Source organism: Streptomyces lasalocidi, from assembly GCF_005280215.1.
Taxonomy (GTDB): Bacteria; Actinomycetota; Actinomycetes; order Streptomycetales; family Streptomycetaceae; genus Streptomyces; species Streptomyces longwoodensis.
The window spans coordinates 5,192,655-5,217,350 of record NZ_SZNQ01000001.1; the positions used below are offsets into that span (position 1 = coordinate 5,192,655).

Here is a 24,696-nt window from a genome sequence, read left to right on the forward strand (position 1 = left end):
CAGATCCCGGCTGAGGGCCGGCCGAGGGATCATGACCCATGGACCTCACCAACCCGTTGCCACTCCTGGACGAGGCGGTGGCGGCCCTGAAGACCCCCCTCACGGAGGAGGACCGCAACCAGGGCTGGACGGACGACCTCCGCAGAGAAATCCAGGAGGAGATCTCCCAGAACCGCTCAGCCCTACGCCGCCACGGCCTGGGCGTGGCCCGCTACCTACGCCCGCGCTTGGAGGAGTGGCTGGACAGGGAGGGCGTGGGGCCGGGGAGATTGCGGGGCTTGGTGTCGGAGGCCCAGCGACGCCTGGAGACGGTGGACAGTGACAGTGCTCCAATGGCCGAGTCGCCACGACGTCACAACTGAGTCACGTTCTCCACCATTCCCTCACATCTGCTGAACGGGTCTAGGTAGTTTCACCCCTCAAGTACTTCAACAGGGGGGTCCTGTGAGCTACTACCAGCCACAACCACCGTTCCAGCCACCGCCCGTCCCACCGATGCCCCGCCCGGCACCCAAGTGGGCCCGCAAGCGCTTCGTACTGCCGGCCCTGGGCGTGGCGTTCCTCATCGGAATCGGCGCGGTGGGCGCCGACAACCAGAAGCCGAACGAGACGAAGACGGTCGCCAACACCAAGACCGAACCGACTCCCACAGTCACGGCAACGGTTACCGCAATGGCCACGGTGACGCAGACGGCCGAGCCCACACCGGCACCGACGGTAACGAAGACGGTCAAGGTAACGGTGACCGTCACAGCCCACGCCCCGACCAAGAAGTCGACAAGCGGCGGCGGCAGTTCGTCATCTGGCGGCTCGTCGTCCACCGGCGGCGACTCGGACTCCGCGGGCGGCGGAGCAACGGCCAAGTGCAACGACGGCACGTACTCATACGCAGCCCACCACCAGGGCGCCTGCTCGCACCACGGCGGAGTAGCAATCTTCTACCACTAGCGGACACCCACAGGCGCGCGCACGCGACTCCGGAGGGCTCTTCGGCTCGCCGCGCTTTGCCTGGTCGTCGCCCTACAACAGGCTAGTTGCGGGGCGACCTGTCCACGAATAGTCCACGACTGTTTAGGGCCATGACGTCTTCGGTGCACACAAACACTGAGGGCCGGAATCCTTTGATCGGATTCCGGCCCTCAGCTTTCAGTAGCGGGGACAGGATTTGAACCTGCGACCTCTGGGTTATGAGCCCAGCGAGCTACCGAGCTGCTCCACCCCGCGTCGGTGAATAGAACACTACGTGACCTACGGGGAAAGGAGCAAATCGCTAGCGGCGAGCCTCACGCCGACAGCTCCTCGCGCCCTGCACCCCGCAGCCGCGCCGCCCGTTCCGCGACCTCCGCCGGCCCCGGTACCACCGCCCAGCCGCCCCCGAGCCGCATCCGCGGCGTCGCCGCAAGTAAGGCACGACCCTTGACAGGGAGGCGCGAACGCGTCAACAGATAGTCCGCGACCGAGGGGCACTTGGGCGACCGACGCGGTTGGTTTGCTTTCCTCTGCATCTCACACCCCGGGCGCTTAATGTGATGCAAATCACACATCCTGACGCAGGATGTTTTGTCGTGTCCGTCTCAAAGTCCTGTGTGTCTGCCTAACGGCCTCTCTAAGGGATGGAGCGCACCAGGGGGCTCGCTGTTCAGAGATACTCGCGTTAAACGCGTGCAAAAATACGTGGATTATCAGCATCGTGGCGCTTCCAGCTACGCGTGGGCGAATCCCTGCGGAAGGTGGCGCGCTAGGCTTTGGACCGCTGTTCATCTCCACCACCTCGAACTCCTCCAACCGACAGTTGGGTCGTTGGAGCGTCCTTCACGGGCGCCTTGTAAAGAAAGGAGCAGCAGTGCAGCGTCGATCATTAAAGAAGGCTAAGAAAAGTTGGCCTGGCCCGGACCACTGGCAAGTGATCCTGTCAGCGCTAAGCCTTCTTGTGGCAGTCACTTCTTTTCTGGCGCAAGCGAGGCGGTAAGCTCGGCCGCTAAACGGACGGCCGAACTCACCGCTGCTCCTCGGTGACGGGCCCGGTCCGGTAGCCGCCAGGCCGGGCCCGTCCCGTGGAGCTGCTTAAAGGGTACGCCCGCGGTGCGGCTGCCGTTCTGTCTATTCGCTTCTCTCAGTCGTCGCTGCCACTTTCCTCGATAAAGTCCTCAACTGAAGCCACCGAAGAGGCCATGAAGATGTAATGCTTGTCTTCGCTGGCGAGATATGTCAAGAAGTTGTCCCTGAGCCTTTGTGTCCCGAGGTAGTAATCCCTAAAGGCCTGCGAGTGCATATCTGCTGCCTCACGGTTAGGGGGAACGGGGATAAGAATTTCTCGGTAGCGCCTACCTACGTCCTCACGGTTGGTCTGCATGAAGACAATGCGGTCCCATTGGCGCCGTACAGCCTTGAGGGTCATTGCCCACAGGATGTAGAAGTTATCGAACGGGGCGTTCTCTGAGGCCCGAAGAACGAGAACTTCCTTGGTTAGCACGACTCGTTCCTGGCCGGGCATGATGAGGGCGAACTCACCGATGTTCTTGCTCGTTCGGATCGGCGTGACCAGGTCGTATTCCCTGAGGCCAGACTCTGAACCCTTCCAGAAACGCTCTGCTACCACGTCCGGCACGCGATTGGTGGGGTTGATGTTTACTTGTCCGGCTCGAATATCGGACACTTTGATGTATGGAACGTGACCCGTTCGGAAGTCCGCCGAGGGGCTTCCGTGGCCATGCATCGCTTCGATGAGGCCGTTCTCGATCAGATCGCCGATGGTCTGCTGTTTGAACCCTTCCAATTCAGAAGATTTCATCATCTTCTCGAAGTCGCGAATGGGTCGGTCGTCGAAGTAGTTCGGGACGGCCATGAGCTGGTCGCCGAGTTTGTCGGTGTCGACCCAACGACTCGTATCGGTTGTTTCGAACTCGGTGGTAAGAGCCGTGACGTCAGCAGCGATCTGATCATCAATCGTGTTTGTGCGCAGCCCGGTGTCAGGGTCTACGACGAAAAGATCTTCGCCGTCTTTGTTGATGCCAACAGTCGGAGCGTACGAGATGAATACTTGGCCATCGCGGAACCATGCTGGCTTGTGGACCATGCGAATCACTTCTTCTCGAAGACGTAGAAATTTGTCTTGGCTCGGCAGAAGCCCTGGAACGCTTCCATGGGGATGTTGAGAACGCCCCTCAGGATGAATCGATCCTCTAGCCAGCCCGGGAGCCACTTGTAAGTGGGCGAGAAGAAGTAGGTCTCAGGTAGGACGATGCCGAGGCGCCCTCCCCTCATCAGTAGGCGGTGAGCGCGTTCGAGGAATACCAGACCGATCTCCAAATCGGCGTACTCGCCGTCCTTTCGGCTCGCAGCCTCCGCAATGCTGTACTTATTCAGCCGGGCATCGACCTTGCTTACCTTCAGGTTCCTGCCAAAAGGTGGGTTCGTGATGACGACCGTAAATGACTCTTCGCTCAGAGGCTGCTGGAGATGCGGATAATCCTTGGGCCAGCGATGCTCTCTTATCGAGTCGCCGATGTGAACGTTGACCGATCCGTCCCCAAGGCCAACCATAATGGCCCGAGTGAGCTTAACGTTGATAGAATCCTTGTCTACTCCGTACACGTGACGGTGAGCCCATGTTCGTGCTTGAGCTGCTTTGTCCTCAGGAATCTCGCGTACAAGAGAGAGGAAGGCCTCCGTGAGAAATCCACCAGTTCCGCACGCAGGGTCGATGATTTTGTCGTCGAGGCGAATGTCCATCATTCTGACGGCTGTCGAAATGACGCGTTGAGGGGTGAAGTACTGCCCTTCGCCCGCTTTGAGGTTCGCCCGACGAAATACTTGGAATGCGGCCGAAATAGCCTCTGGGCCCACATTCAAAAGGTTGAGGTTGGACAGCTCGTAGACGGCTTCGTGGATGGTGTGGTCGTCGAGCTCGATGTCCCCTTCGCGGTGTTCAGCGAACACGGCAGGGCGCATTTTCTTTAGCTCAGCGAAACGCCTTCGGATTGAGCTAGCCGTGGACTCTTCTCCCTGCGGGGAGAGTTGGAAGTTCACTGGCTCTCTGTCGTGGTAAGACGCTGAAGAGTCAGATTCGAGCTTCAGCAACAAGAGATTGCACAGCTCGTTAAGTTGAGACTCTGACCTGGTGGATTTGCTGTCCCGAGCTACCACGACGTCGAGTAGCCGTTTGAAGACTGCCCGCAACTGCCCGGGCCTTGGTGTAACTAGGTCACGGAATGCTAGAGGCCGTTCGGAGGGGCGGGAGAAGTTCTCCTCTGGGCGCGGCACCCCCATGTTGTGGAATGGTTTGAACGTACCGTCCGCGAGCTTATAGACCCGGACGTCCTCGGTTCCGTTAGTCCAGTAACCCATGCGAGCGCGAGGTTCGCGGGCCAGATAAATTTCAAGCTGCGATACGCCCTCTTCGAGGCTGGGTTGTTTGAACTCGCAGATTGCGACGACATGTTCCCAGTCTCCAACGTGCTGGGGGTCATCGAAGATGGCGAGATCCACTGGCCACCCTGCGAATGACTTGCCACCCTCGCGTTTGGCCGCATCATGAGGAGACTTCGGTACTCGCCACTCAGGCTTCCACCGCAGTTGTCCCTGATCCCAGCCCGATTCGATGAGGTCCTTGATAACGGGGAGGCGTACCTGCTGATGTTCGGGGCCGCTCAGAGCGCGGGACAGGGTAGGTTCGTCAGTCACGGCGCAACTGTAGCCGGTGGCGCCGACAGTGCGGCCTGTATGTGACGGGCCGTGTGCGCGCGGTTACCGCTAGCCCACCTGAGCGGCTTGGTGTTCCTCGTCAGGGGCAGCGCGGTGCGCCAGCTACCTCAACACACCACTTACCCAAGCTCTCATCCCGTTCGCCGTCGACCCACACACCGTGAAGCGGGCGTGGTCCATGGCGTCCAGGTGGAGCGCGCCACTGTACGAACGACCTGGACGCCATGGACCTCGTCTGCTCGGCTCTGCCTGGGTCGGCGGTGGACGGGATGAGAGCTTCCCGCACACCACTACGAACTCGCAGTCGGGAATGGCGCCCCCTCTATCCCGGTGCCGGCCGATCGCCCGCCGGAGGCACTGTACTGACCTCGGCTGTGCCGTCTCAGTTCAACCCCGGCCTAATCTTCGCCCCCTTGTGGGCGCGGGCGGACGACGCGCGCAGCCCCGGTGACGAAGGCAAGGAGGGGCGGCGCGGCGGCGACCGACCGGCGCCGCCGCGCTGTGCGCGGCACCTTCGATCTCCGATCGAACTGCTTGCAGTTCAGGAGGCCGGGAGCGACGGCGAGCGAAGCGAGCCCTTGATGAGGTAGGGAAACCTGTAACAGCTGATCAAGGTGAGGCGTCTGGATCGGACGGTCCTCGCGCCTCGAGGGCATGGGCTCTGCTGCTTCGTGGTGTAGAACCCTGGTCATGGGGAGTGAGCGGCAGGATCGATTGAAGGCGCTCGGCACGCGTCTTCGCGGGCTTCGTACCGAGGCTGGTCTAACTGGTGCCACGCTGGCGCAGCTGGCGGGAGTTGGCCAGCCGACCGTGTCGAAGGTGGAGACGGGCCGGATGGTCCCCAGTGTTGACGTCTTGGGTCGTCTGTCCCGGGCTCTCGGCCTTGATGAGACGACCACTCGGGAGGTGCGTGACCTCCTGAGTGCTGTGGAAGCCGCGCAGCACGCAACCCAAGCCGCTGGCGCCGAAACGGCACTTGGCGGCGCGCTCGACGAAGCGGTGCGGTCCGCCCAGCTCGTCCGCTCCTTTCAGTGCGTCGTCCTGCCGGCCATGCTTCAGAGCGCTGAGTACGCCCGGCATGTCTTCGACAGTGCACCAGCAGCCACGCCGGAAGGGGTCGGTCGCGCCGTCGCCGCCCGTATCGAGCGGCAGAGCCTCTTGTATGAGCCAGGGCGTGAGTGGGTGTTCGTGCTGACGGAGGGGGTCCTTCGCACTTGGCCGGGCAGTCCCTCGCTCATGCTCGCCCAACTTGACCGGCTGTTGGCTGTCGAGAGCCTGAGCACAGTCCGCCTCGGGGTCATCCCCTGGCGTCAGGCCGTACCCGTCATGCCTCGCCACGGGTTCAGTCTGTGCGACCGGGAGGCGGTGGTCGTCGAGACCTTCCGCGGGCAGCGGGTGTTGGACGACTCCGCCGACGTCACCTCGTACGAGGGCACCTTCAGCCGCTTCGAGGAGGCTGCGACCTTCGGGTCCGACGTGCGGGCACTGCTGCTGCAAGTGATGAAGGACTTCCGAGCCCTGGGCGACGACAACACCACCCGTTAGAGGAATAATTCCTCTACATGCCTGGCTTGCCTGCGAGCCTAAGAATACTCTGCTGCCTGCATCGTCTAGCCCCCTAGACGCAGGAGGAGTTTTCCCATGCCCAAGAACTGGGGCCGCAGCTTCCCCGGCCAACCCTGGCAGGTGGCCGAGGCTCGTCACTTCGTCGCCGCCCTATTGGAAGATGAGCCGCCCAGCCTCGTTTATGACGCCGTCCTGGTCGTCGGCGAGCTGGCCGCCAACGCTGTCCGGCACACGCGAAGCGGCTGGTACCGAGGCTGGTTCCTCGTGCTTGTCGGCTTCGCGGACGACTTCGTACGCATCCAGGTCATCGACCAGGGCAGTGACGACGAGCCCATGGTGCGCAGCGTGAACAGTCCGGTCTGACGGGTCCGGCGACCCACCGGGAGTGGCGCGGCGCTCGCGCCACTCCCGGAGTTCGGCGGGCGGATGCGTCACGGCATCGCCTACCGGGCCGACGCCGTCATGGTCAACGCCCCCGCGCCGGTGAAGGGTTGACCGTCATGACCGACACCGTGTGGGTGCTGACGTTGTGCCTGGTGGGTGTCGTCGTGTTGCTGGTGCTGCGTCGGCGTATGCCGGTCGCGTTCTGGTGGCTCGTGGGGTACCCGCTGGTCGCGCTGCGCGTGGTCACCACCTATCGGGCCACCATGGACGCCTGCGGCCTGACGGTTCCGGCCTCTGCTGTCCGCCGGGCCACGGCTCGCCTGGTGGGTAGAGAGGCGGCTCCCGTGCCCCCGCGTCGCTCGTTGCCGCTGCCGACCGGGTCCGGTCTGGTGATGCGGCTGCGGATGGCAATCGGGCAGGCTCCCGAAGACTTCATGGCCTCGGCCGACCGGTTGCGGCACGCCTGGGCGGCTCACGCCGTGCACATCCGACCCACCAAGCCGGGCTGGCTGGAACTCCGGCTGATCGGCTGGGACGTGCTGAACGACGTACGGCGTCCGATGCGTCAGCGGAAGGGTGGGGGCCTGCTCACGTTCCCGTTGGCGCTGCGGGAGGACGGGCGTTGGCACGTACGGGACTTCCGCACCGTGCCGCACGAACTCATCCTCGGAGCCACGCAGTCCGGTAAGTCGGTCTTCCTGCGCAACCTGGTCTGCGGGCTCGCCCGGCAACCGGTCGTGCTCGTCGGTATCGACTGCAAGTGGGGCGTGGAACTGGCGCCGTTCGCGCCGCGTCTGTCGGCCCTCGCCGACACTCCGGACCGTGCGAGCGAACTGCTTGACGCGCTGCTGGATGAGATGGAGGCGCGGTTTCGGCTCATCGGACTCAGCTCCGCGGCTGGTACGGACGCCGTCCTCACCTCGGACGTGTGGGGCCTGCCCGAGAAGGTGCGGCCGGTGCCGGTCGTGGTCGTCGTCGACGAGGTGGCGGAACTCTTCTTCGCCGCGAACCGGGACGACGAGAAGCGGCGTGACGCCATGGTCACCAAGCTCATCCGCATCGCCCAGCTCGGTCGCGCGGCCGGCATCTACCTGGAGGTGTGCGGGCAGCGCTTCGGCTCCGAACTGGGCAAGGGGGCCACCATGCTCCGGGCCCAGCTCACCGGCCGTGTCTGTCACCGCGTCAACGACGAGTCGTCGGCGAACATGGCGCTCGCCGACGTCTCCCCGGAAGCGGCCCTTGCCGCCACCGCGATCCCTGCCGAGCGTCCCGGCGTCGCCATCGTCGGTGACTCCTCCGGCGGTTGGTCGCGCATCCGGTCCCCGCACCTCAGCCTCGATGAAGCGGCGGCCGTCTGCCGCGCCACCTCCGCCCTCGTTCCGGAGCTGCCTCGCCTCGACGCCTTCCGGCCCGCCGTCGCCGTCGAGTCCGCCGGTACGACGGCCCCCGTCACCCCGGTGCCGGCCGCGCGCCCGGTGACCGAGTAACCCTTCCTCCCTTTCCCACGGTCGGCGTGGCCGCCTCGCGCCAGGTCCCTACCCCTCCCATGCCTCGAACCGGAAGGAAGACGAGCCGATGCGTGCCCACCTCGCCCGCGTGGATGCCGTGATCGTGCAAGCCGTCATCGCGGGCGCCCTGTCCTTCGCCCACCTGCACGACCTCGCCGCAGCGGCAGGACAGGGCGGCTGGAAGGCGTGGGCCTACCCGATCAGTGTTGACCTCCTGCTGGTCGCCGCCTGGCGCCGCATGCGGGCCCACCAGCGGGCCGGGCAACCGGCCGGGGGAGCGCGGCTGTGGTTCCTGGTTGCCCTGGCCGCGTCCCTCGGCGCCAACGTCGCCACGGCCGGTCTCCTCGACCTTGACCAGGTTCCCGCCTCGCTGCGGGTCGTGGTGGCCGGGTGGCCAGCCGTCGCCTTCTTCGGCGGAACCCTTCTGGCGCACGAACCACGAGCGTCCGAGGCAACTCCGGTTTCTGTCTCTCCGGAGCGGGACGCCGAGACGCCTCCGGCTCCGCCGGTCGACGAGTTCCCCCGCTACGCCCTCCCGGCGCTGCCACCGGATGACACCCCGGACCCGATCCCTGCCCCGGCTCCCGCTCCCAGGGCGGTCGCCTTGCCGCCCGCGCTCGTCGACCGCGTTCAGGCCCTCGCCGAGGAACACCGCGCCACCACCGGCCAACCGGCCGACCCCGACGCCGTACGCGCCCGGCTCGGCCTGCCCGCGTCCATGACGGCCTCCGTCGCCGCTCACCTCTGAGAAAGGACCGCCCCTGTGAACCCGCGCTTCCGCAACGTCCGCCGCTTCGGTCCCGTGCAGGTCGCCTCGTTCCTCGCCCGAGGCCGCAACCGCCACCTCGCCGCCTGCACCGCGCCCCGCTGCGACTTCTCCGCCGAGTACGACAGCCGCACCGCCGCCGAACTCGCCGCCCGCACCCACCGCTGCAAGGCCTGAGAAGGAGACCACCGCCATGAGCGTCCCGCTCTGGTTCGCCGTGCTCGTCGTCGCCGTCCTCGGCATCCAGCTCGCCCGCCCGCCGTGGTGGCTTGTCGCACTGCTGCTCCTCGGCGGCTACCTCGTCGCCAACAGCGTCCTCGCCCCCGCCGTCGCCACGCTCCTCGACTGACCGCCGCAGAAGGGAACACCGACGTGTTCACCCCCAAGTACCCGCCCCAGGACACCGCCCCCGCCCCCACACCGACGGTGCAGACCGTCTACCGCCCGGTGCCCTACGCCCCCACCCACATCCCGACTCAGCCCGCCCCGTCGGCCCACCGGCCCTCCGTCCAACTGACCGTCGGAAGCACCCTCGCCCTGGTCACGGGTGGCGGCGCCGCGGTCCTGGCCGTCGGCGCGGTCCTCGTTTCCATGCTCCTCGCGGTCGCCGTCACCGCCGCCTCGGTCGCGGTCTGCGCGGTCGTCGTCCGCTCGATCCTCAAGGGGAACAAGAGGTGACTCACTCCGCCGTCACGGCGGGCCTGGACCCGGCCACCCTCGCCGACGTGCTGAGACTGGCCGGGTCCCCCGGCTTCGACCGCGTACGGGACCAGATCCGCCGCACCGGCGGATGTTCCAACCCGATCCACCTGCAAGGCTCGACCGTCACCCGCGACCGGGCCACCGGCCGCGTCCTTCACCGCTACAACACCGACAGCGAACCCGGCGGCCGTCTCCGCATCGCATGCGGCAACCGCCGCGCCTCCCGCTGCCCCGCCTGCTCCTGGACCTACGCGGGCGACACCTACCACCTCATCCGCGCCGGCCTAGTCGGAGACCCTTCCAAAGGCACCCCGGACACGATCCGCAATCACCCGCGCGTCTTCGCGACCCTGACCGCTCCGTCGTTCGGCCCGGTTCACAACCGTCCCAGCAACCGGCCCTGCCGCTGCGGGGCCCACCACGCCGAAGACGCGCCGGAACTGGGCACACCGCTCGACCCTGACACCTACGACTACGCGGGCGCCGTGCTGTGGAACAACCACGCCTCAGAGCTGTGGCGGTACTTCACGATCTACCTACGCCGCGAGATCGCCAAGCGCGCGGGGCTCACACAGAAAGCCGCCCACGCACAGTCCCGCGTCTCCTTCGGCAAGGTCGCCGAATACCAAAAGCGCGGAGCCGTGCACTTCCACGCCGTGATCCGCTTCGACGGCCCCGAGGGACCCGACTCGCCGCCCCCGGCCTGGGCCACCCTCGACCTCCTCACCAGCGCGATCAAGGCTGCCGCCGCCCGCGTCGCGGTCGACGTGCCGCGGGCCGGTGACCAACCCGCCCGCACCCTGCGCTGGGGCACGCAGCTCGACGTCCAGCCCATCGGCGCCTTCGGTAACGGCGAGGAGATCACCGAACAGGCCGTGGCCTCCTACGTCGCCAAGTACGCCACCAAGGCAGCCGAGACAACAGGCACCGTGGACCGCCGCATCGGCAACAAAGAAGCCCTGGTCCTCCTCGGCATCCCTGAGCACCCCGCCCGGCTCATCGCGGCCTGCCTGGACCTGCACCCGCTCTACCCGGACCGCAAGCTGCGCGACTGGGCTCACATGCTCGGCTTCCGCGGCCACTTCTCCACCAAGTCCCGCCGCTACTCCACCACCCTCGGCGCCCTGCGCCAGACCCGCGCCGACTACCGCGCAGCCCAACAACGCGAAGCCCTCGGCCTGCCCGACCCGGACGAAGAGGAAGCCACCACCCTCACCCTCGCCCACTGGACCTACGCCGGCCACGGCCACACCCCCGGCGAATCCTGGCTCGCCGCCACCATCCACCGGGATATCCGGCTCAACCGCGAAACCGCCCGCGAAGAAATTGCCGCCTTGGAAGGAGCCTGACGTGAGAGATGAGCTGATGACCGTCCCGCAGATCCTCGATGAGTTGGGCGGGGTTTCGCGGCGTACGTTCTACCGCTGGCGCGAGCTTGGGATGGGGCCCAGAGCCTTCAAGCTGCCGAATGGAGAATTGCGCGTTTGGCGGAGCGACTTCACCGCGTGGCTGCGGCAGTTGGAGGCGGCGGCATGAAGTCACTCGACGTTAAGGTGTGGGGCGTCCGCAAGAGGAACACTAAGAAGTCGTCCTATGACGTCCGGTGGACTGTTGCCGGAAACGTCTTCTCCGAACAGTTCCGCACCAAAGGCCTTGCGGATCACTACCGGTCGAAACTTCTCCAGGCCGCGCACGCTGGCGAAGAGTTCGACACGGGGACGGGCCTGCCAGATTCGATGGTCGAGAAGGCGGCCTCGATGACCTGGTACGCCTTCGCCCTCAAGTACTTGGCCATGAAGTGGCCGCATGCGGCGCCGAACACGCGTAACGGGATCAATGAGTCCCTGACCGCCGTGACGATGGCCCTTCTCGATGAGCGTCCGGGACAGCCGCCCGAGGACCTGATCAGGAGGGCGCTGCGCAACTGGGCTTTTGTCCTTCCAGGACCGGACGAGCGCGACTTGCCGCCCGACGTCGCCAACGCCTTGCACTGGGTGGCCAAGGCATCGCGTCCGTTGTCGGACCTCGGGGACGCTGCGATCGGCAGGGCGGTCCTGGACTCCCTCAGGCTGAAGCTCGATGGGACGGCGGCCGCCGCGGAGACTGTCCGGCGCAAGCGGCGGACGCTCGTCAACGCGCTGCACTATGCGGTCGACCTCGGGGAGTTCAAAGAGAACCCGATCACGAGCATCCGTTGGAAGAAGCCTAAGGTGGTCGGGGAGGTTGACCCTCGGGTGGTCGCCAATCCGGTGCAGGCCCGTTCGCTGCTGACTGCCGTCTCCTACGTCGGTGGGTATGGCCGGGCGCGTGGCCGCCGGCTCGTCGGGCTGTTCGCCTGCATGTATTACGGCGCTTTGCGTCCGGCTGAGGCAGTCGGCCTCACGAATGCGGACCTTAAGCTGCCCGAGACGGGGTGGGGCACACTGCTGCTGAACCGAACGCGCCCCAGCGTCGGGAAGCAGTGGACCGATTCCGGCGAGACTCACGACGACCGGGGCCTCAAGAACCGCCCATCGGAAGAGGTCCGGCTCGTCCCGGTCCCGCCCCAGCTCGTCACCCTCCTCCGGCAGCACCTCGACACGTTCGGCACTGCGGAGGACGGACGGCTGTTCACCAACGAGCGCGGGGGAGTGGTCGGTTCCTCGACGTACTACCGAGTGTGGCAGGAGGCCCGTGCGCTGGCGCTTCCGCCGGCCGCGGTCGCCTCACCGCTCGCCGCCCGACCGTACGACCTTCGGCACTCGGCACTGTCGACCTGGCTCAACTCCGGGGTGGATCCGACAGAGGTCGCCGAACGGGCGGGAAATAGCGTTGAGGTCCTGCTGAGCCGCTACGCCAAGTGCATCGATGGACGGCAAGAGATCGCCAACCGCAAGATTGAAGATCTGCTGCGCGAGTACGAATGATGTCGCGCGTAGGCCGTTAGCCCTCCAGCCCGCTTGGGCCGGAGGGCTTCGCCGTATCTCGGCCGTGTGCTGTCGGCCGTTAGTTGCTGGCTGCACCTGACGCGTCGTATTTCGTCCCGCTGGCGGACGGTCGCCCCAGGAATTGCGTCCGGTTCGCGCTCTACGCCAGGACTGCCGGGCTGGCGACCCTCACCGTATGGGCGTCTTACAGGAGAAACCGCGGCGATTAGGCGGCGGGCAAACCCGCTGCCCCCATTGCGGGCTGTTACAGGACCGAGTGGCGACGCTCGAACAGGACTGGGTGCTGCTGGAGCCGGACATGCATCCGCTGGCTCACACCGTCCCGGCGGAGCACCGGTGGATCGAGCTGTCCGATGGACGCGTGACGGTTTACGGGGTGTGTCCGCCGGATCAGTTCCAGCGGTGTCGGATCGAGCACCGTCTAGCCTGCCCGGCACAGCCGCTGCCCGATCTGTGGCCGTGGCTGACGAGTCTGCGCGGGGAGAACGCGCGGCAGGCTGAGCGACGGGACGACCCCAAGCCCCCTTTGCCTCCGGAAGAGTGGCCGGACGCCGGCTGAGTGTTCCTTCGGTAGGCACTCTAATCCTTGGCGTAAGCAGGTCGCAGGCTGGCACCATCAGGGTTCTCTTAGAACCACTTGCGAGGAGCCCTTGATGGCCTTCCAGTTCGACGGCTACCTGCTGAGCATCAAGCCCGCCCGACACGCGCTGACACTCATACCGGGCTGGGGTGTGCACCGCCTCACACTGTTTTTCGAGGCCGCCGGAACGGGCGACATCCCCGAGGGGCAGGCGCACCAGCTGTCGGGTGAGCTTTGGGTGAACGACATGGGGAGCTCCGGGTGGCTGGGCCCACTAGCGCAGCGGTGGCCGATGGAAGCGCACCCCGAGGGTCGAAACATCAGCTTCGATGTGGTGTTGACCGACGCGCAGATACTGGGCTTGGAGAAGGCCCGGAAGGGTCGGGAGTTGGAGTTGCGTGTGGACCTGACTGCAGTGCAACTCGGTGCCATCGCAGGCTGGCCGGCCCGCACGGACCAGCTGACCGTCCGGATTTCGCACGAGGAGTGGGCGAAGACTCTTGTCCAACTCGATGCGGGCGCGTTCGTTGACGTACTGGTTCCAATTACAGAGGTGGAGAACAGGGCCACTGCCGCGCGGCGTCTGAGGGAAGCCAAAAGTTTGATCGGCGCGGGCAGATTCGAGGAGGCCGTTGGCAAGGCCCGTCTGGCATTGGACGCTGTGAGGGAAGCCTGCGACACCGTAAACGTGGTGAGGAACCTGCCGCCTGCGCAGCAGCGGTCCCAGGAACAGCGGTGGGGGATGCTGATCCAAAGTGCCTACCAGCTTTTCAGCGGGGCGCAGCACGACGATTCGGGGACCACAGAGCACTTCACGTGGTCTCGGGCGGATGCGGTAGCGGCAGTGGCGACCGCGGCCGGACTCCTGGCCCGTCTGGAAGACCTGCCGTAGCGGGGCTGGCCGCGTGTGGTGCTTCTGCGCGCGGCAGGCTTCTGATCTTCACGAGCCTGCGTGGGGCGAACGCGCGGTAGGCCGAGCGGCGGGACAACCGCAAGCCGCCTTCGCCTCCGTCAGGGTGGCCAGAGGGCGACTAAGCGCTACCTCGGAAATCCTGGAGCTGACCAGGAAAGATGCCCCAGAATCTCGTCCACGAATAGTCCACAGACCCCGGCATCCGGCCGCTTCGACCCGCATACGCCTGCACATACGCGAAGACCCCGGCCTCAGCGTTTCCGCTGGTGACGGGGTCTTTGGGCACCTCGTGCAAGGTGCCCCCGGCAGGATTCGAACCTGCGCACACGGCTCCGGAGGCCGTTGCTCTATCCCCTGAGCTACGGGGGCGTGTCGGTGCGGCGCTTGTTGCTCGCGGCGACGGGTAGAACACTACCAGCTCCGCCGGGGTGGTCATGAACCACTTTTCGTGGAGCGGTGTGCGGCCACAGGCCCTCGGCCTGCCATTCCTGCTCCTTCAGACGAACCGGCGCCCGACCCACACAGGACGCTGGGGTCGGCCCCGCCCTCGCAAGACGCTGGCGTCGTCCCCCCAAGTCCCTAGGCGCCCGCTCCCCTCGCAAGACGCCGGCGTCGGCCCCGCAAGTCCCCAGGCGCCCCCACGAAGCAAGACCCGGCCCTCGTCCTCACCCCCCACTTCCCCGGTGCCTACCCCACCCCCCAAGACCTCGGCGCCCGCACCCGCCCCTCGCGCCCCCGGTGCCCGCTCCACCCCCAAGACCTCGGCGCCCGCCTCCACCCCCCGCGCCCCCACCCACCCCCCTCACGAGGCAGAAGTCAGGAAAACCCGGACGCGGTGGCCGGTGTCGACCTACTCTCGAGTTGTGCCAGGCGCGTCGGGGCGGGTTCTCGTTGTGGACGACAACAAGGTCATCCGCCAGCTGATCAGGGTCAATCTCGAGCTCGAGGGGCTCGAGGTCGTGACCGCGGCCGATGGTGCCGAATGTCTGGAAGTCGTTCATCAGGTCCGGCCCGACCTCGTCACCCTCGACGTCGTCATGCCCCGGCTCGACGGGCTCAGCACCGCGGCCCGGCTCCGCGCCGACCCCCTGACCCGTGACCTTCCCCTCGCCATCGTCAGCGCCTGCACCCAGTACGAGCTCGAAGCCGGTCTCGAAGTGGGCGTCGACGCCTTCCTCGCCAAGCCCTTCGAGCCCGCCGAGCTCGTCTCCCTCGTCCGCCGGTTGTTGGAGCGAGCGCCTACTGAAGGTGGCAGCGCCGCCGCTTCCGATACCGGTACCGCCGCCCCGGCACCGCGCTCCACCCCCAGCCAGGCCGGCAGCTAGGCAGCTAGGGCCAGTCGTTTGGATCATTCCGGCGTCGCAGGGCTGGCACGCGCATCTGCGGCGTTGTCGTCGGTTGGCGACGCTCCGCGTCGCCGCCCTCCTCCGCCTTGCAGCTGCACGCACCAGACCCCGCTCGGGTCGGCGACAAGGCGCCGTGGGCCGGGCCGGACTGATCCAAACGACAGGCCCTAGGTCCATCCGCTTCTCCACGCTGCACCCCACCCCGTGCACCCTCTCGTCCCACATCCCGGGACCCCCCACAAACCGGCTCGCCTCCCCACCCCCCTCCTCCCCTACGCTTGTCCCGTGACCCCCGTCGAGCTCTCCCGCACCGTGCTGCACGCCGTCCGGTGTGCCGTCGACGCGGGGGACCTCGCCGTGGATCTGCACGGGCTGCCCGACCTCCCGCGGCGCGTGTCCGTCGCACCCCCCGGGCCCGGCGGTCACGGCGACTACGCCACCAACGTCGCCCTCCAGCTCGCCCGGCCCGCCGGGCAGCCCCCGCTGCGCGTCGCCGAAGTGCTCCGCCCCCACCTCGCCCACGCCCCCGGCATCCGCGACGTCCAGATCACCGGCCCCGGCTTCCTCAACATCCGGCTCGACCGCGGCACCGGCTCCGGCCTCGTGCAGCGCGTCCTCGCCGAGGGGCTGCGGTACGGGTACTCCGACCTCCTCGCCGGGCGCGTCTTCGCCCTCCGCGTCCCCTACGACGTACGCGCCGAAGTCCTCGCCGACTCCCTCTCCCGCATCGTCGCCTCGCAGGGCGGCCGGGTCGAGGTCCAGCACGAGGAGTCCGCGGCTTCATCACCGCCGTCACGGCCGCTGTCCGTCGCCGACGGGACCCTGGTCCTCCGTCCCCTCCCCGCCCCCGAGGACCCCGCCCCCCTCGGTCCCGACGCCGCCCGCTGGGCCCTGTTGCACCCCGCCCCCCACGACCGGCCCCGCATCAGCGCCGACCACCTCGTGCAGCGTGAGAGCAACCCCCTCTTCCGCGTCCGGTACGCCCACGCCCGCACCCGCGCCGTCCACCGCAACGCCGCCGACCTCGGCTTCGCACCCCCGTCAACCGCCGCCGACGCCGACACCGACCTCGACACGTCCGGCCCGGCCCAGACCACCCTCCTCCGCCTCCTCGCCGACCACCCCCGCCTCCTCTCCTCCGTGGTCCCCGCGGACGCGACCCGTCCCGACCCCGGCACCCCCTCCCGCCTCACCCGGCACCTGGTCACCCTCGCCGACGCCGTGATCCCCTTCCTGCCCACCGTGCTGCCCCGCGGTGCCGAGAAACCCTCGGCCGCCCACCGTGCCCGGCTCGCGCTCGCCGACGCCGTCGGGTCGGTGCTGGCCGGCGGCCTGTCCCTGCTCGGCATCGACGCCCCCGACCACCTCTGAGCCATGCGAACGGGAACAGCCACCCAGGTCACCGACGCCGACACGACCCACCCGGCCGACCACGCCGACCACGCCGACCCGGCCCACGAGACCCACCCGGCCCCCGCCCCCGCCGCCCGCCGCCAGAGCACACAGAGAGCCCCACACCCGTCATGAGCCGTTCCGCACACCCCGCCGGGCCCCGTCACGCCGACGTCCTCCCCGAGGGGCACTACGCCGCGCCGCCCGCCGACCTCAACCTCCTCGACCCCAAGGTGTGGTCGCAGACCGTCCGCCGGGACGAGGACGGTGTCCTCACCGTCGGCGGGATTCCCGCCACCCGGATCGCGGAGGAGTTCGGGACGCCGGCGTACGTCCTCGACGAGGACGACTTCCGGGCCCGCGCCCGCGCCTGGCGCACCGCCTTCGGGTCCGGTGCCGACGTCTTCTACGCCGGCAAGGCGTTCCTGTCCCGGGCCGTCGTGCGGTGGCTGGACGAGGAGGGGCTGAACCTCGACGTCTGCTCCGGCGGCGAGCTGGCCACCGCCCTGTCCGCCGGGATGCCCGCCGAGCGCATCGCCTTCCACGGCAACAACAAGTCGCCCGAGGAGATCCGCCGGGCCGTCGCCGCCGGTGTCGGGCGGATCGTCCTCGACTCCTTCCAGGAGATCGTGCGGGTCGCCCACATCGCGCAGGAGCTGGGCACCCGGCAGCGGGTGCAGATCCGGGTCACCGTCGGCGTCGAGGCGCACACCCACGAGTTCATCGCCACCGCGCACGAGGACCAGAAGTTCGGCATCCCGCTGGCCGGCGGGCAGGCCGCCGAAGCCGTCCGGCGGGCCCTGCAGCTCGACGGGCTGGAGCTGATCGGGCTGCACTCGCACATCGGGTCGCAGATCTTCGACATGTCCGGCTTCGAGGTCGCCGCGCACCGCGTGGTGGGGCTGCTGAAGGACATCCGCGACGAGCACGGCGTCGAGCTGCCCGAGATCGACCTGGGCGGCGGGCTCGGCATCGCCTACACCAGCGGCGACGACCCGCGCGAGCCGCACGAGATCGCCAAGGCGCTCACCGAGATCGTCGGCCGCGAGTGCGAGGCCGCCCGGCTGACGACCCCGCGGATCTCCGTCGAGCCGGGGCGGGCCATCGTCGGGCCGACCGCCTTCACGCTGTACGAGGTCGGCACCGTCAAGCCGCTCGAGGGGCTGCGCACCTACGTCTCCGTCGACGGCGGCATGTCCGACAACATCCGCACGGCGCTCTACGACGCCGAGTACAGCGTCGCCCTGGTGTCGCGGACCAGCGACGCCGAGCCCATGCTCAGCCGCGTCGTCGGCAAGCACTGCGAGAGCGGCGACATCGTCGTGCGGGACACGTTCCTGCCCGCCGACCTGGCACCGGGTGACCTCATCGCCGTACCGGCGACGGGGGCGTACTGCCGGTCCATGGCGAGCAACTACAACCATGTGCTGCGGCCGCCCGTCGTCGCCGTGCGCGACGGTGAGGCCCGCGTCATCGTCCGGCGGGAGACCGAGGAGGACCTGCTGCGCCTCGACGTCGGCTGACCGCCGAGAGCGCGCGAGGTGCGGGGCGCGGCTGGAAGATCTCCTGCGCGCGGTCCCGCGAAAATGAAATAGATGTCTCACGATCCGGACCAGGGGCAGGAACTCCGGTCCGGTGAGTGAGACTGGACCCACCGTAGACGGTAAGAGGAAACGAGGTCGGATGATGCGTACGCGTCCGCTGAAGGTGGCGCTGCTGGGCTGTGGAGTGGTCGGCTCAGAGGTGGCGCGCATCATGACGACGCACGCCGACGACCTCGCCGCGCGCATCGGGGCCCCCGTGGAGCTGGCCGGCGTGGCCGTCCGGCGGCCCGACCGGGTGCGCGCGGGCATCGACCCCGCCCTGATCACGACCGACGCGACCGCGCTCGTCAAACGCGGCGACATCGACGTGGTCGTCGAGGTCATCGGCGGCATCGAGCCGGCCCGTTCCCTCATCACCGCCGCCTTCGAGCACGGCGCCTCCGTCGTGTCCGCCAACAAGGCGCTGCTCGCCCAGGACGGCGCCGCCCTGCACGCCGCCGCCGAGGAGCACGGCCGGGACCTCTACTACGAGGCCGCCGTCGCCGGCGCCATCCCGCTGATCCGCCCGCTGCGCGAGTCGCTCGCCGGCGACAAGATCAACCGGGTGATGGGCATCGTCAACGGCACGACCAACTTCATCCTCGACAAGATGGACTCCAGCGGCGCCGGCTACCAGGAGGCGCTCGACGAGGCCACCGCGCTCGGGTACGCCGAGGCCGACCCGACCGCCGACGTCGAGGGCTTCGACGCCGCCGCCAAGGCCGCCATCCTCGCCGGGATCGCCTTCCACACGCGCGTACGCCTCGACGACGTGCACCGCGAGGGCATGACCGAGGTCACCGCCGCGGACTTCGCCTCCGCCAAGGCGATGGGCTGCACCATCAAGCTGCTCGCGATCTGTGAGCGGGCCGAGGACGGTGCCTCCGTCACCGCGCGCGTGCACCCCGCGATGATCCCGCTGACCCACCCGCTCGCCTCGGTGCGCGGCGCCTACAACGCCGTGTTCGTCGAGTCGGACGCCGCCGGTCAGCTGATGTTCTACGGCCCCGGCGCCGGCGGTTCGCCGACCGCCTCGGCCGTGCTCGGCGACCTGGTCGCCGTCTGCCGCAACCGGCTCGACGGGTCCACCGGGCCCGGCGAGTCGGCGTACGCCGCGCTGCCCGTCTCGCCGATGGGCGAGGTCGTCACGCGGTACCACATCAGCCTCGACGTGGCGGACAAGCCGGGCGTGCTCGCCCAGGTCGCGACCGTCTTCGCCGAGCACGGAGTGTCCATCGACACGGTGCGGCAGCAGGGGCGGCCGGACTCCGACGGCGAGGCCTCCCTCGTCGTCGTCACCCACCGGGCATCCGACGCCGCCCTCGGTGGGACCGTCGAGGCGCTGCGCAAGCTCGACACCGTGCGGGGCGTCGCCAGCATCATGCGGGTTGAAGGAGAGTAACCAGCAATGACCCACCAGTGGCGCGGAATCATCGAGGAGTACCGGGACCGGCTGCCGGTATCGGACACCACGCCGGTCGTGACGCTCCGCGAGGGCGGTACGCCGCTCGTGCCCGCGCAGGTGCTCTCCGAGCGCACCGGCTGCGAGGTGCACCTCAAGGTCGAGGGCGCGAACCCGACCGGGTCCTTCAAGGACCGCGGCATGACCATGGCCATCTCGCGGGCCAAGGAGGAGGGCGCGAAGGCGGTGATCTGCGCGTCCACCGGCAACACCTCCGCGAGCGCCGCCGCCTACGCCGTGCGCGCGGGCATGGTGTCCGCCGTGCTGGTGCCGCAGGGCAAGATCGCGCTGGGCAAGATGGGCCAGGCCCTCGTGCACGGCGCCAAGATCCTCCAGGTCGACGGCAACTTCGACGACTGCCTGACCCTCGCCCGCTCGCTCAGCGACAACTACCCCGTGGCGCTGGTCAATTCGGTCAACCCGGTGCGCATCGAGGGTCAGAAGACCGCCGCCTTCGAGATCGTGGACATGCTCGGGGACGCCCCCGACATCCACGTCCTGCCGGTCGGCAACGCGGGCAACATCACCGCGTACTGGAAGGGCTACCAGGAGTACGCCGCCGACGGCGTCGCCGCCCGCAAGCCCCGGATGTGGGGCTTCCAGGCGTCCGGCAGCGCCCCGATCGTGCGCGGCGAGGTCGTGAAGGACCCGTCGACCATCGCCACCGCGATCCGCATCGGCAACCCGGCGTCGTGGAAGTTCGCCCTCGCCGCGCGCGACGAGTCCGGCGGTCTCATCGACGAGGTGACGGACCGTGAGATCCTGCGCGCCTACCGGCTGTTGGCCGCGCAGGAGGGCGTCTTCGTCGAGCCCGCCTCGGCCGCCTCGGTGGCCGGTCTGCTCAAGGCGGCCGAGCAGGGCAAGGTCGACCCGGGCCAGCGGATCGTGTGCACCGTCACCGGCAACGGTCTGAAGGACCCCGACTGGGCCGTCGCCGGCGCCCCGCAGCCGGTCACCGTGCCGGTCGACGCGGCCACCGCGGCGGAGCGCCTCGGACTCGCGTAGGACGCTGAGTCGCACAGGACGCGGGCGGCCGGCCCGACAGCCGAAAGACCCGGCCGCCCGGCGGTCCTGCCGTCCGACGCTCCGGCCGCCCCGTACCCGCGCCCGACAGCCCGCCCGTCCACCCGCGCGGCATGCGGTACGGGGGACGCAGGGCGGCAGCGGACGCGTCAACCGCGCCCGACGGGGGACGTTCCCCTACGCAGGGGCACAGCGGGCCTGCGACACGCATCGTGCGCCTCCTGTGCGCCCTATGTCGCCGCAGAACCTTCCTTCGATAGGCTGTAGGGACCCGCCTGCCGCATATGCCCCGCCCGCATGTGCCGCAGCGCAGCTGTTCCCGGACAGCGCCGCTCCGGCGGCCCAGGGTCTTCGTACGTCATCGAATGTCCAGCGAAGTCATTCGACTGTCATTCGACAGTTCCGCAGCTCAAGGAGAGTCAACGAGCGATGGCCGGTCCAGCGTTCCGCGCCGCCGCCGTCCGGGTGCGCGTCCCCGCCACCAGCGCCAACCTCGGCCCGGGCTTCGACGCCCTCGGCCTCGCGCTGGGGCTGTACGACGACGTGGTCGTCCGGGTGGCCGACTCCGGGCTGCACGTCGACATCGCGGGGGAGGGCAGCGCGACGCTGCCGCGCGACGAGAACCACCTGTTGGTCCGCTCCCTGCGCACCGCCTTCGACATCCTGGGCGGCCAGCCGCGCGGCCTGGAGATCGTGTGCGCCAACCGCATCCCGCACGGGCGCGGCCTCGGCTCGTCCTCCGCCGCCATCTGCGCGGGCATCGTCGCCGCGCGCGCCGTGACCATAGGCGGCGAGTCCCGGCTCGACGACACGGCGCTGCTCGAACTCGCCACCGAGATCGAGGGCCACCCCGACAACGTCGCCGCGTGCCTGCTGGGCGGCTTCACCCTGTCCTGGATGGAGGCCGGCGCCGCGCGGGCCATCAGGATGGAGCCCTCCGATTCCATCGTTCCGGTGGTTTTCGTGCCCGGGAAGCCGGTCCTCACCGAGACCGCGCGCGGACTGCTCCCGCGCACCGTGCCGCACGTGGACGCCGCCACCAACGCGGGCCGTGCCGCCCTGCTCGTCGAGGCCCTGACCAGGCGCCCCGAGCTGCTGCTGCCCGCCACCGAGGACCGCCTGCACCAGGAGTACCGCGCACCGGCCATGCCGGAGAGCGCGGCGCTGGTGGAGCGGCTGCGCGGCGACGGGATCCCCGCGGTGATCTCGGGCGCCGGACCCACCGTGATGGCGCTGGCCGACGCGGACTCGGCCGACAAGGTCGAGGCGCTGGCCGGTGCGGACTGGGCCGCCAACCGGCTGAGTCTGGATCTGCGAGGCGCGAGCGTGCTGCCGCTCGCGCCGTCCGGCGACATGTGACGCACGGTTGCCGGATTTCGAGAGGGGGAATGTTTGTTGGATCCGGTAGTGTTAATCTCAAGTCTGCACCCGACCTCACCATGGCGAGGTGCCTCGTGTCCCCGTCCGGGACAGACATTCTTCCGGGAGCTCCCCAAGCCGCACTGCGTTCCGTACGTCGTACCTGGGCAGTACGCCGTACACCGGCGCTGAGCGGCCTTCAGGTGGGGCTACCCCCGCTGGGGGAGTTCCGGAATCGGTGCGACCACGCCACGTGACCCCGGCACCGGGTGCCACGGCTCGAGGAAGCGCCATCACCAGATATCTCTTCCGCCGCTTTGGCGGACCACCGCCCCGGCTCCGTCCGCACAGCAAGGACCGGAACCGGACAGCACAACCGGTCGCCGAGCCAGACAGGCCGACGTCCGCTCCAGGGAAGGACCCTTCGTGAGCGACACCACCGATCTGATGGGCGCACGTGTCGAGGAGACCGCTGCCGCGCCCTCCACGGACGCCTCCGCGCCTGCCGCCGGTGCCGGCTCCCGGCGGCGCCGCGGTACCGGCCTCGAGGGCATGGTGCTGGCCGAGCTCCAGCAGGTCGCCTCCGGCCTCGGCATCAGGGGCACCGCGCGGATGCGCAAGAGCCAGCTGATCGAGGTCATCAAGGAGGCGCAGGCCCAGGGAGGCGCTCCCGCGCCCCAGGCCGACGCCGCCGGTGAGACCAAGCCCAAGCGCCGCGCCACCTCCCGCACCCGTACGGGCGAGGAAGCCGGGAAGAAGGCGGACGCGAAGGCCGAGCAGGCCCCCGCCGACCAGGCCGCGGCCCAGCAGCAGATCGAGATCCCCGGCCAGCCCGCCGGCGGCAACGAGGCCCCGGCCGAGCGCCGGCGCCGCCGCGCCACCGCCGAGGCGGGCGCCCCGGCCGGCGCGCCCGAGACCGTCGCCGCCGAGGCCAAGAGCGAGCCGAAGGCGGAGACGCCCGCCCAGCAGCAGTCCCAGCAGGGCCAGCAGGGGCAGCAGGGCCCGTCGCAGCAGGCGCAGGGCGACGCCGGTGACGGCGAGGGCCGCCGCCGCGACCGCCGTGAGCGCGGCCGTGACCGTGACCGCGACCGCCGCGGCAAGGGCGACGACCAGCAGAACCAGGGCGGCGGTGGCCAGCAGCGCCAGCAGGGCCAGGGCCAGGGCCAGCAGCAGGGCGGCGGCCGCCAGGACAGTCGGCAGGACAACCGCCAGGACGACGGCTACGACGACGAGGCGGGCGGCCGGCGCGGCCGGCGCGGGCGCTACCGCGACCGCCGGGGCCGCCGCGGCCGCGACGAGATCGCCACCGCGGAGCCGCAGATCACCGAGGACGACGTCCTGATCCCGGTCGCCGGCATCCTGGACATCCTCGACAACTACGCGTTCATCCGGACCTCGGGCTACCTGCCCGGCCCGAACGACGTGTACGTCTCCCTCGCCCAGGTCCGCAAGAACGGCCTGCGCAAGGGCGACCACATCACCGGTGCGGTCCGCCAGCCCAAGGAGGGCGAGCGCCGCGAGAAGTTCAACGCGCTGGTGCGCCTGGACTCGGTCAACGGCATGGCGCCCGAACACGGCCGCGGCCGCCCGGAGTTCAACAAGCTCACCCCGCTGTACCCGCAGGACCGCCTCCGCCTGGAGACGGACCCGGGCGTGCTGACGACCCGGATCATCGACCTCGTGTCGCCGATCGGCAAGGGCCAGCGCGGTCTGATCGTGGCCCCGCCGAAGACCGGCAAGACCATGATCATGCAGGCGATCGCCAACGCGATCACGCACAACAACCCCGAGTGCCACCTGATGGTCGTCCTGGTCGACGAGCGTCCGGAAGAGGTCACCGACATGCAGCGGTCGGTCAAGGGCGAGGTCATCTCCTCGACCTTCGACCGCCCGGCCGAGGATCACACCACGGTCGCCGAGCTGGCCATCGAGCGCGCCAAGCGCCTGGTGGAGCTGGGCCACGACGTGGTCGTGCTGCTCGACTCGATCACCCGCCTGGGCCGCGCCTACAACCTGGCGGCCCCGGCCTCCGGCCGCATCCTGTCCGGTGGTGTCGACTCGACCGCGCTGTACCCGCCGAAGCGCTTCTTCGGTGCGGCCCGCAACATCGAGGACGGCGGCTCGCTGACCATCCTCGCCACCGCCCTGGTGGACACCGGGTCCCGCATGGACGAGGTGATCTTCGAGGAGTTCAAGGGCACCGGCAACATGGAGCTCAAGCTCGACCGCAAGCTCGCCGACAAGCGCATCTTCCCCGCGGTGGACGTCGACGCGTCCGGCACCCGCAAGGAGGAGATCCTGCTCGGCAACGAGGAGCTGGCGGTCGTCTGGAAGCTCCGCCGCGTCCTGCACGCGCTGGACCAGCAGCAGGCGATCGAGCTGCTCCTCGACAAGATGAAGCAGACCAAGTCGAACGGCGAGTTCCTCATGCAGATTCAGAAGACGACGCCCACCCCGGGCAACGGCGACTAGTCCCCGCCG

Annotated in this window: 24 protein-coding genes, 2 tRNA genes and 1 pseudogene; 23 read left to right on the forward strand and 4 right to left on the reverse strand. The window is 68.7% G+C overall.

The features are described from left to right. Positions 1–38 precede the first annotated feature (38 nt). Together E4U91_RS23525 and E4U91_RS23530 are read left to right on the forward strand one after the other, a co-directional pair. The gene (locus E4U91_RS23525; RefSeq protein ID WP_137308672.1) at positions 39–362 is read left to right on the forward strand and encodes a hypothetical protein; all 324 of its coding nucleotides are present in this window, start codon (positions 39–41) and stop codon (positions 360–362) included. Positions 363–444: 82 nt separating this feature from the next. Continuing rightward, positions 445–948: a DUF3761 domain-containing protein gene (locus tag E4U91_RS23530; RefSeq protein ID WP_422070911.1), complete on the forward strand. Its 504-nt coding sequence runs from the start codon at positions 445–447 to the stop codon at positions 946–948. Positions 949–1,150: 202 nt separating this feature from the next. Here E4U91_RS23530 and E4U91_RS23535 read toward each other — a convergent pair. From E4U91_RS23535 to E4U91_RS23545, 3 genes are all read right to left on the reverse strand, one after another. After that, positions 1,151–1,224: transfer RNA gene (locus tag E4U91_RS23535), tRNA-Met, on the reverse strand. An 889-nt stretch (positions 1,225–2,113) separates the two neighbouring features. Beyond that, positions 2,114–3,076 carry a restriction endonuclease subunit S gene (locus E4U91_RS23540; RefSeq protein ID WP_137308673.1) on the reverse strand — a complete coding sequence of 321 codons (963 nt, stop codon included), beginning with the start codon at positions 3,074–3,076 and terminating at the stop codon, positions 2,114–2,116. A gap of 5 nt (positions 3,077–3,081) precedes the next feature. Continuing rightward, on the reverse strand, positions 3,082–4,683 hold the full coding sequence (locus E4U91_RS23545; RefSeq protein ID WP_137308674.1) for an HsdM family class I SAM-dependent methyltransferase: 1,602 nt from the start codon (positions 4,681–4,683) through the stop codon (positions 3,082–3,084). Between the two features lie 711 nt (positions 4,684–5,394). On the opposite strand from E4U91_RS23545, the gene E4U91_RS23550 reads away from it, so the two are divergent. The 13 genes and pseudogenes from E4U91_RS23550 to E4U91_RS23600 all read left to right on the forward strand — a co-directional run bounded on the left by E4U91_RS23550 (position 5,395) and on the right by E4U91_RS23600 (position 14,029). Then, positions 5,395–6,249 (forward strand): helix-turn-helix domain-containing protein, encoded by an 855-nt coding sequence (locus E4U91_RS23550; protein ID WP_137308675.1) that lies wholly within the window; start codon positions 5,395–5,397, stop codon positions 6,247–6,249. Positions 6,250–6,345: 96 nt separating this feature from the next. Next, positions 6,346–6,633 (forward strand): ATP-binding protein, encoded by a 288-nt coding sequence (locus tag E4U91_RS23555; RefSeq protein WP_137308676.1) that lies wholly within the window; start codon positions 6,346–6,348, stop codon positions 6,631–6,633. Positions 6,634–6,681: 48 nt separating this feature from the next. Continuing rightward, positions 6,682–6,765 (forward strand): annotated as a pseudogene (locus E4U91_RS40110) (SCO3933 family regulatory protein); the annotation flags it as partial. Between the two features lie 5 nt (positions 6,766–6,770). Next, entirely contained in the window at positions 6,771–8,141 is a 1,371-nt protein-coding gene (locus tag E4U91_RS23560; RefSeq protein WP_137308677.1) for an FtsK/SpoIIIE domain-containing protein, read from the forward strand. 88 nt (positions 8,142–8,229) lie between these two features. Further along, complete coding sequence (locus tag E4U91_RS23565) at positions 8,230–8,910, forward strand: DUF2637 domain-containing protein (protein WP_137308678.1); 681 nt, start codon at positions 8,230–8,232, stop codon at positions 8,908–8,910. A gap of 15 nt (positions 8,911–8,925) precedes the next feature. Continuing rightward, entirely contained in the window at positions 8,926–9,105 is a 180-nt protein-coding gene (locus E4U91_RS23570; protein WP_137308679.1) for a mobile element transfer protein, read from the forward strand. A 16-nt stretch (positions 9,106–9,121) separates the two neighbouring features. Continuing rightward, positions 9,122–9,277, forward strand: coding sequence for a hypothetical protein (locus tag E4U91_RS38145; protein ID WP_168218148.1), 156 nt, complete (start codon positions 9,122–9,124; stop codon positions 9,275–9,277). Positions 9,278–9,300: 23 nt separating this feature from the next. Then, complete coding sequence (locus E4U91_RS23575; protein WP_137308680.1) at positions 9,301–9,606, forward strand: SpdD protein; 306 nt, start codon at positions 9,301–9,303, stop codon at positions 9,604–9,606. Then, positions 9,603–10,979, forward strand: coding sequence for a replication initiator protein RepSA (repSA, locus tag E4U91_RS23580; protein ID WP_137308681.1), 1,377 nt, complete (start codon positions 9,603–9,605; stop codon positions 10,977–10,979). Before E4U91_RS23575 ends, repSA begins: the two co-directional genes overlap by 4 nt. Before the next feature lie 16 nt (positions 10,980–10,995). Beyond that, positions 10,996–11,166 carry a helix-turn-helix transcriptional regulator gene (locus tag E4U91_RS23585; RefSeq protein WP_168218275.1) on the forward strand — a complete coding sequence of 57 codons (171 nt, stop codon included), beginning with the start codon at positions 10,996–10,998 and terminating at the stop codon, positions 11,164–11,166. Continuing rightward, a complete protein-coding gene (locus E4U91_RS23590) occupies positions 11,163–12,536 on the forward strand; it encodes a tyrosine-type recombinase/integrase (protein ID WP_137308683.1) in 1,374 nt (457 codons plus the stop codon). The genes E4U91_RS23585 and E4U91_RS23590 overlap by 4 nt, the downstream gene beginning before the upstream one ends. Positions 12,537–12,732: 196 nt before the next feature. Continuing rightward, a complete protein-coding gene (locus tag E4U91_RS23595) occupies positions 12,733–13,116 on the forward strand; it encodes a DUF6083 domain-containing protein (protein WP_137308684.1) in 384 nt (127 codons plus the stop codon). A 94-nt stretch (positions 13,117–13,210) separates the two neighbouring features. Then, positions 13,211–14,029: a hypothetical protein gene (locus E4U91_RS23600; protein WP_137308685.1), complete on the forward strand. Its 819-nt coding sequence runs from the start codon at positions 13,211–13,213 to the stop codon at positions 14,027–14,029. 318 nt (positions 14,030–14,347) lie between these two features. On the opposite strand, the gene E4U91_RS23605 is transcribed toward E4U91_RS23600, so the two are convergent. After that, positions 14,348–14,419, reverse strand: a tRNA-Arg gene (locus E4U91_RS23605). Positions 14,420–14,892: 473 nt separating this feature from the next. Here E4U91_RS23605 and E4U91_RS23610 point away from each other — a divergent pair. The 8 genes from E4U91_RS23610 (at position 14,893) to rho (ending at position 24,687) form a co-directional block, all read left to right on the forward strand. Continuing rightward, positions 14,893–15,375: a response regulator gene (locus tag E4U91_RS23610; RefSeq protein WP_391305425.1), complete on the forward strand. Its 483-nt coding sequence runs from the start codon at positions 14,893–14,895 to the stop codon at positions 15,373–15,375. Positions 15,376–15,681: 306 nt separating this feature from the next. Next, positions 15,682–16,767, forward strand: a complete 1,086-nt coding sequence (gene nrtL, locus E4U91_RS23615; RefSeq protein ID WP_137308686.1) for an ArgS-related anticodon-binding protein NrtL — start codon at positions 15,682–15,684, stop codon at positions 16,765–16,767. 3 nt (positions 16,768–16,770) lie between these two features. Next, complete coding sequence (locus E4U91_RS38150; protein ID WP_168218149.1) at positions 16,771–16,923, forward strand: hypothetical protein; 153 nt, start codon at positions 16,771–16,773, stop codon at positions 16,921–16,923. Beyond that, positions 16,920–18,311, forward strand: a complete 1,392-nt coding sequence (gene lysA / locus E4U91_RS23620; RefSeq protein WP_137308687.1) for a diaminopimelate decarboxylase — start codon at positions 16,920–16,922, stop codon at positions 18,309–18,311. Before E4U91_RS38150 ends, lysA begins: the two co-directional genes overlap by 4 nt. Positions 18,312–18,474: 163 nt before the next feature. Next, positions 18,475–19,773 carry a homoserine dehydrogenase gene (locus tag E4U91_RS23625; RefSeq protein WP_137310976.1) on the forward strand — a complete coding sequence of 433 codons (1,299 nt, stop codon included), beginning with the start codon at positions 18,475–18,477 and terminating at the stop codon, positions 19,771–19,773. Positions 19,774–19,779: 6 nt separating this feature from the next. After that, positions 19,780–20,838 (forward strand): threonine synthase, encoded by a 1,059-nt coding sequence (thrC, locus tag E4U91_RS23630; protein WP_067237117.1) that lies wholly within the window; start codon positions 19,780–19,782, stop codon positions 20,836–20,838. Positions 20,839–21,285: 447 nt separating this feature from the next. Then, on the forward strand, positions 21,286–22,215 hold the full coding sequence (gene thrB / locus E4U91_RS23635; RefSeq protein WP_137308688.1) for a homoserine kinase: 930 nt from the start codon (positions 21,286–21,288) through the stop codon (positions 22,213–22,215). A 426-nt stretch (positions 22,216–22,641) separates the two neighbouring features. Further along, a complete protein-coding gene (rho, locus tag E4U91_RS23640) occupies positions 22,642–24,687 on the forward strand; it encodes a transcription termination factor Rho (protein ID WP_137308689.1) in 2,046 nt (681 codons plus the stop codon). Positions 24,688–24,696: the final 9 nt, after the last annotated feature.

Bases quoted from the DNA above. Each gene is read 5' to 3' on its own strand.
- E4U91_RS23555 (WP_137308676.1), top strand. From the start codon at position 6,346: ATGCCCAAGAACTGGGGCCGCAGCTTCCCCGGCCAACCCTGGCAGGTG.
- lysA (WP_137308687.1), top strand. From the start codon at position 16,920: ATGAGCCGTTCCGCACACCCCGCCGGGCCCCGTCACGCCGACGTCCTC.
- E4U91_RS23595 (WP_137308684.1), top strand. From the start codon at position 12,733: ATGGGCGTCTTACAGGAGAAACCGCGGCGATTAGGCGGCGGGCAAACC.
- E4U91_RS23560 (WP_137308677.1), top strand. From the start codon at position 6,771: ATGACCGACACCGTGTGGGTGCTGACGTTGTGCCTGGTGGGTGTCGTC.
- E4U91_RS38145 (WP_168218148.1), top strand. From the start codon at position 9,122: ATGAGCGTCCCGCTCTGGTTCGCCGTGCTCGTCGTCGCCGTCCTCGGC.
- E4U91_RS23525 (WP_137308672.1), top strand. From the start codon at position 39: ATGGACCTCACCAACCCGTTGCCACTCCTGGACGAGGCGGTGGCGGCC.
- E4U91_RS23565 (WP_137308678.1), top strand. From the start codon at position 8,230: ATGCGTGCCCACCTCGCCCGCGTGGATGCCGTGATCGTGCAAGCCGTC.
- E4U91_RS23550 (WP_137308675.1), top strand. From the start codon at position 5,395: ATGGGGAGTGAGCGGCAGGATCGATTGAAGGCGCTCGGCACGCGTCTT.
- E4U91_RS23585 (WP_168218275.1), top strand. From the start codon at position 10,996: ATGACCGTCCCGCAGATCCTCGATGAGTTGGGCGGGGTTTCGCGGCGT.
- thrB (WP_137308688.1), top strand. From the start codon at position 21,286: ATGGCCGGTCCAGCGTTCCGCGCCGCCGCCGTCCGGGTGCGCGTCCCC.
- E4U91_RS38150 (WP_168218149.1), top strand. From the start codon at position 16,771: ATGCGAACGGGAACAGCCACCCAGGTCACCGACGCCGACACGACCCAC.
- thrC (WP_067237117.1), top strand. From the start codon at position 19,780: ATGACCCACCAGTGGCGCGGAATCATCGAGGAGTACCGGGACCGGCTG.
- E4U91_RS23590 (WP_137308683.1), top strand. From the start codon at position 11,163: ATGAAGTCACTCGACGTTAAGGTGTGGGGCGTCCGCAAGAGGAACACT.
- E4U91_RS23625 (WP_137310976.1), top strand. From the start codon at position 18,475: ATGCGTACGCGTCCGCTGAAGGTGGCGCTGCTGGGCTGTGGAGTGGTC.
- E4U91_RS23600 (WP_137308685.1), top strand. From the start codon at position 13,211: ATGGCCTTCCAGTTCGACGGCTACCTGCTGAGCATCAAGCCCGCCCGA.
- E4U91_RS23540 (WP_137308673.1), bottom strand. From the start codon at position 3,076: ATGGTCCACAAGCCAGCATGGTTCCGCGATGGCCAAGTATTCATCTCG.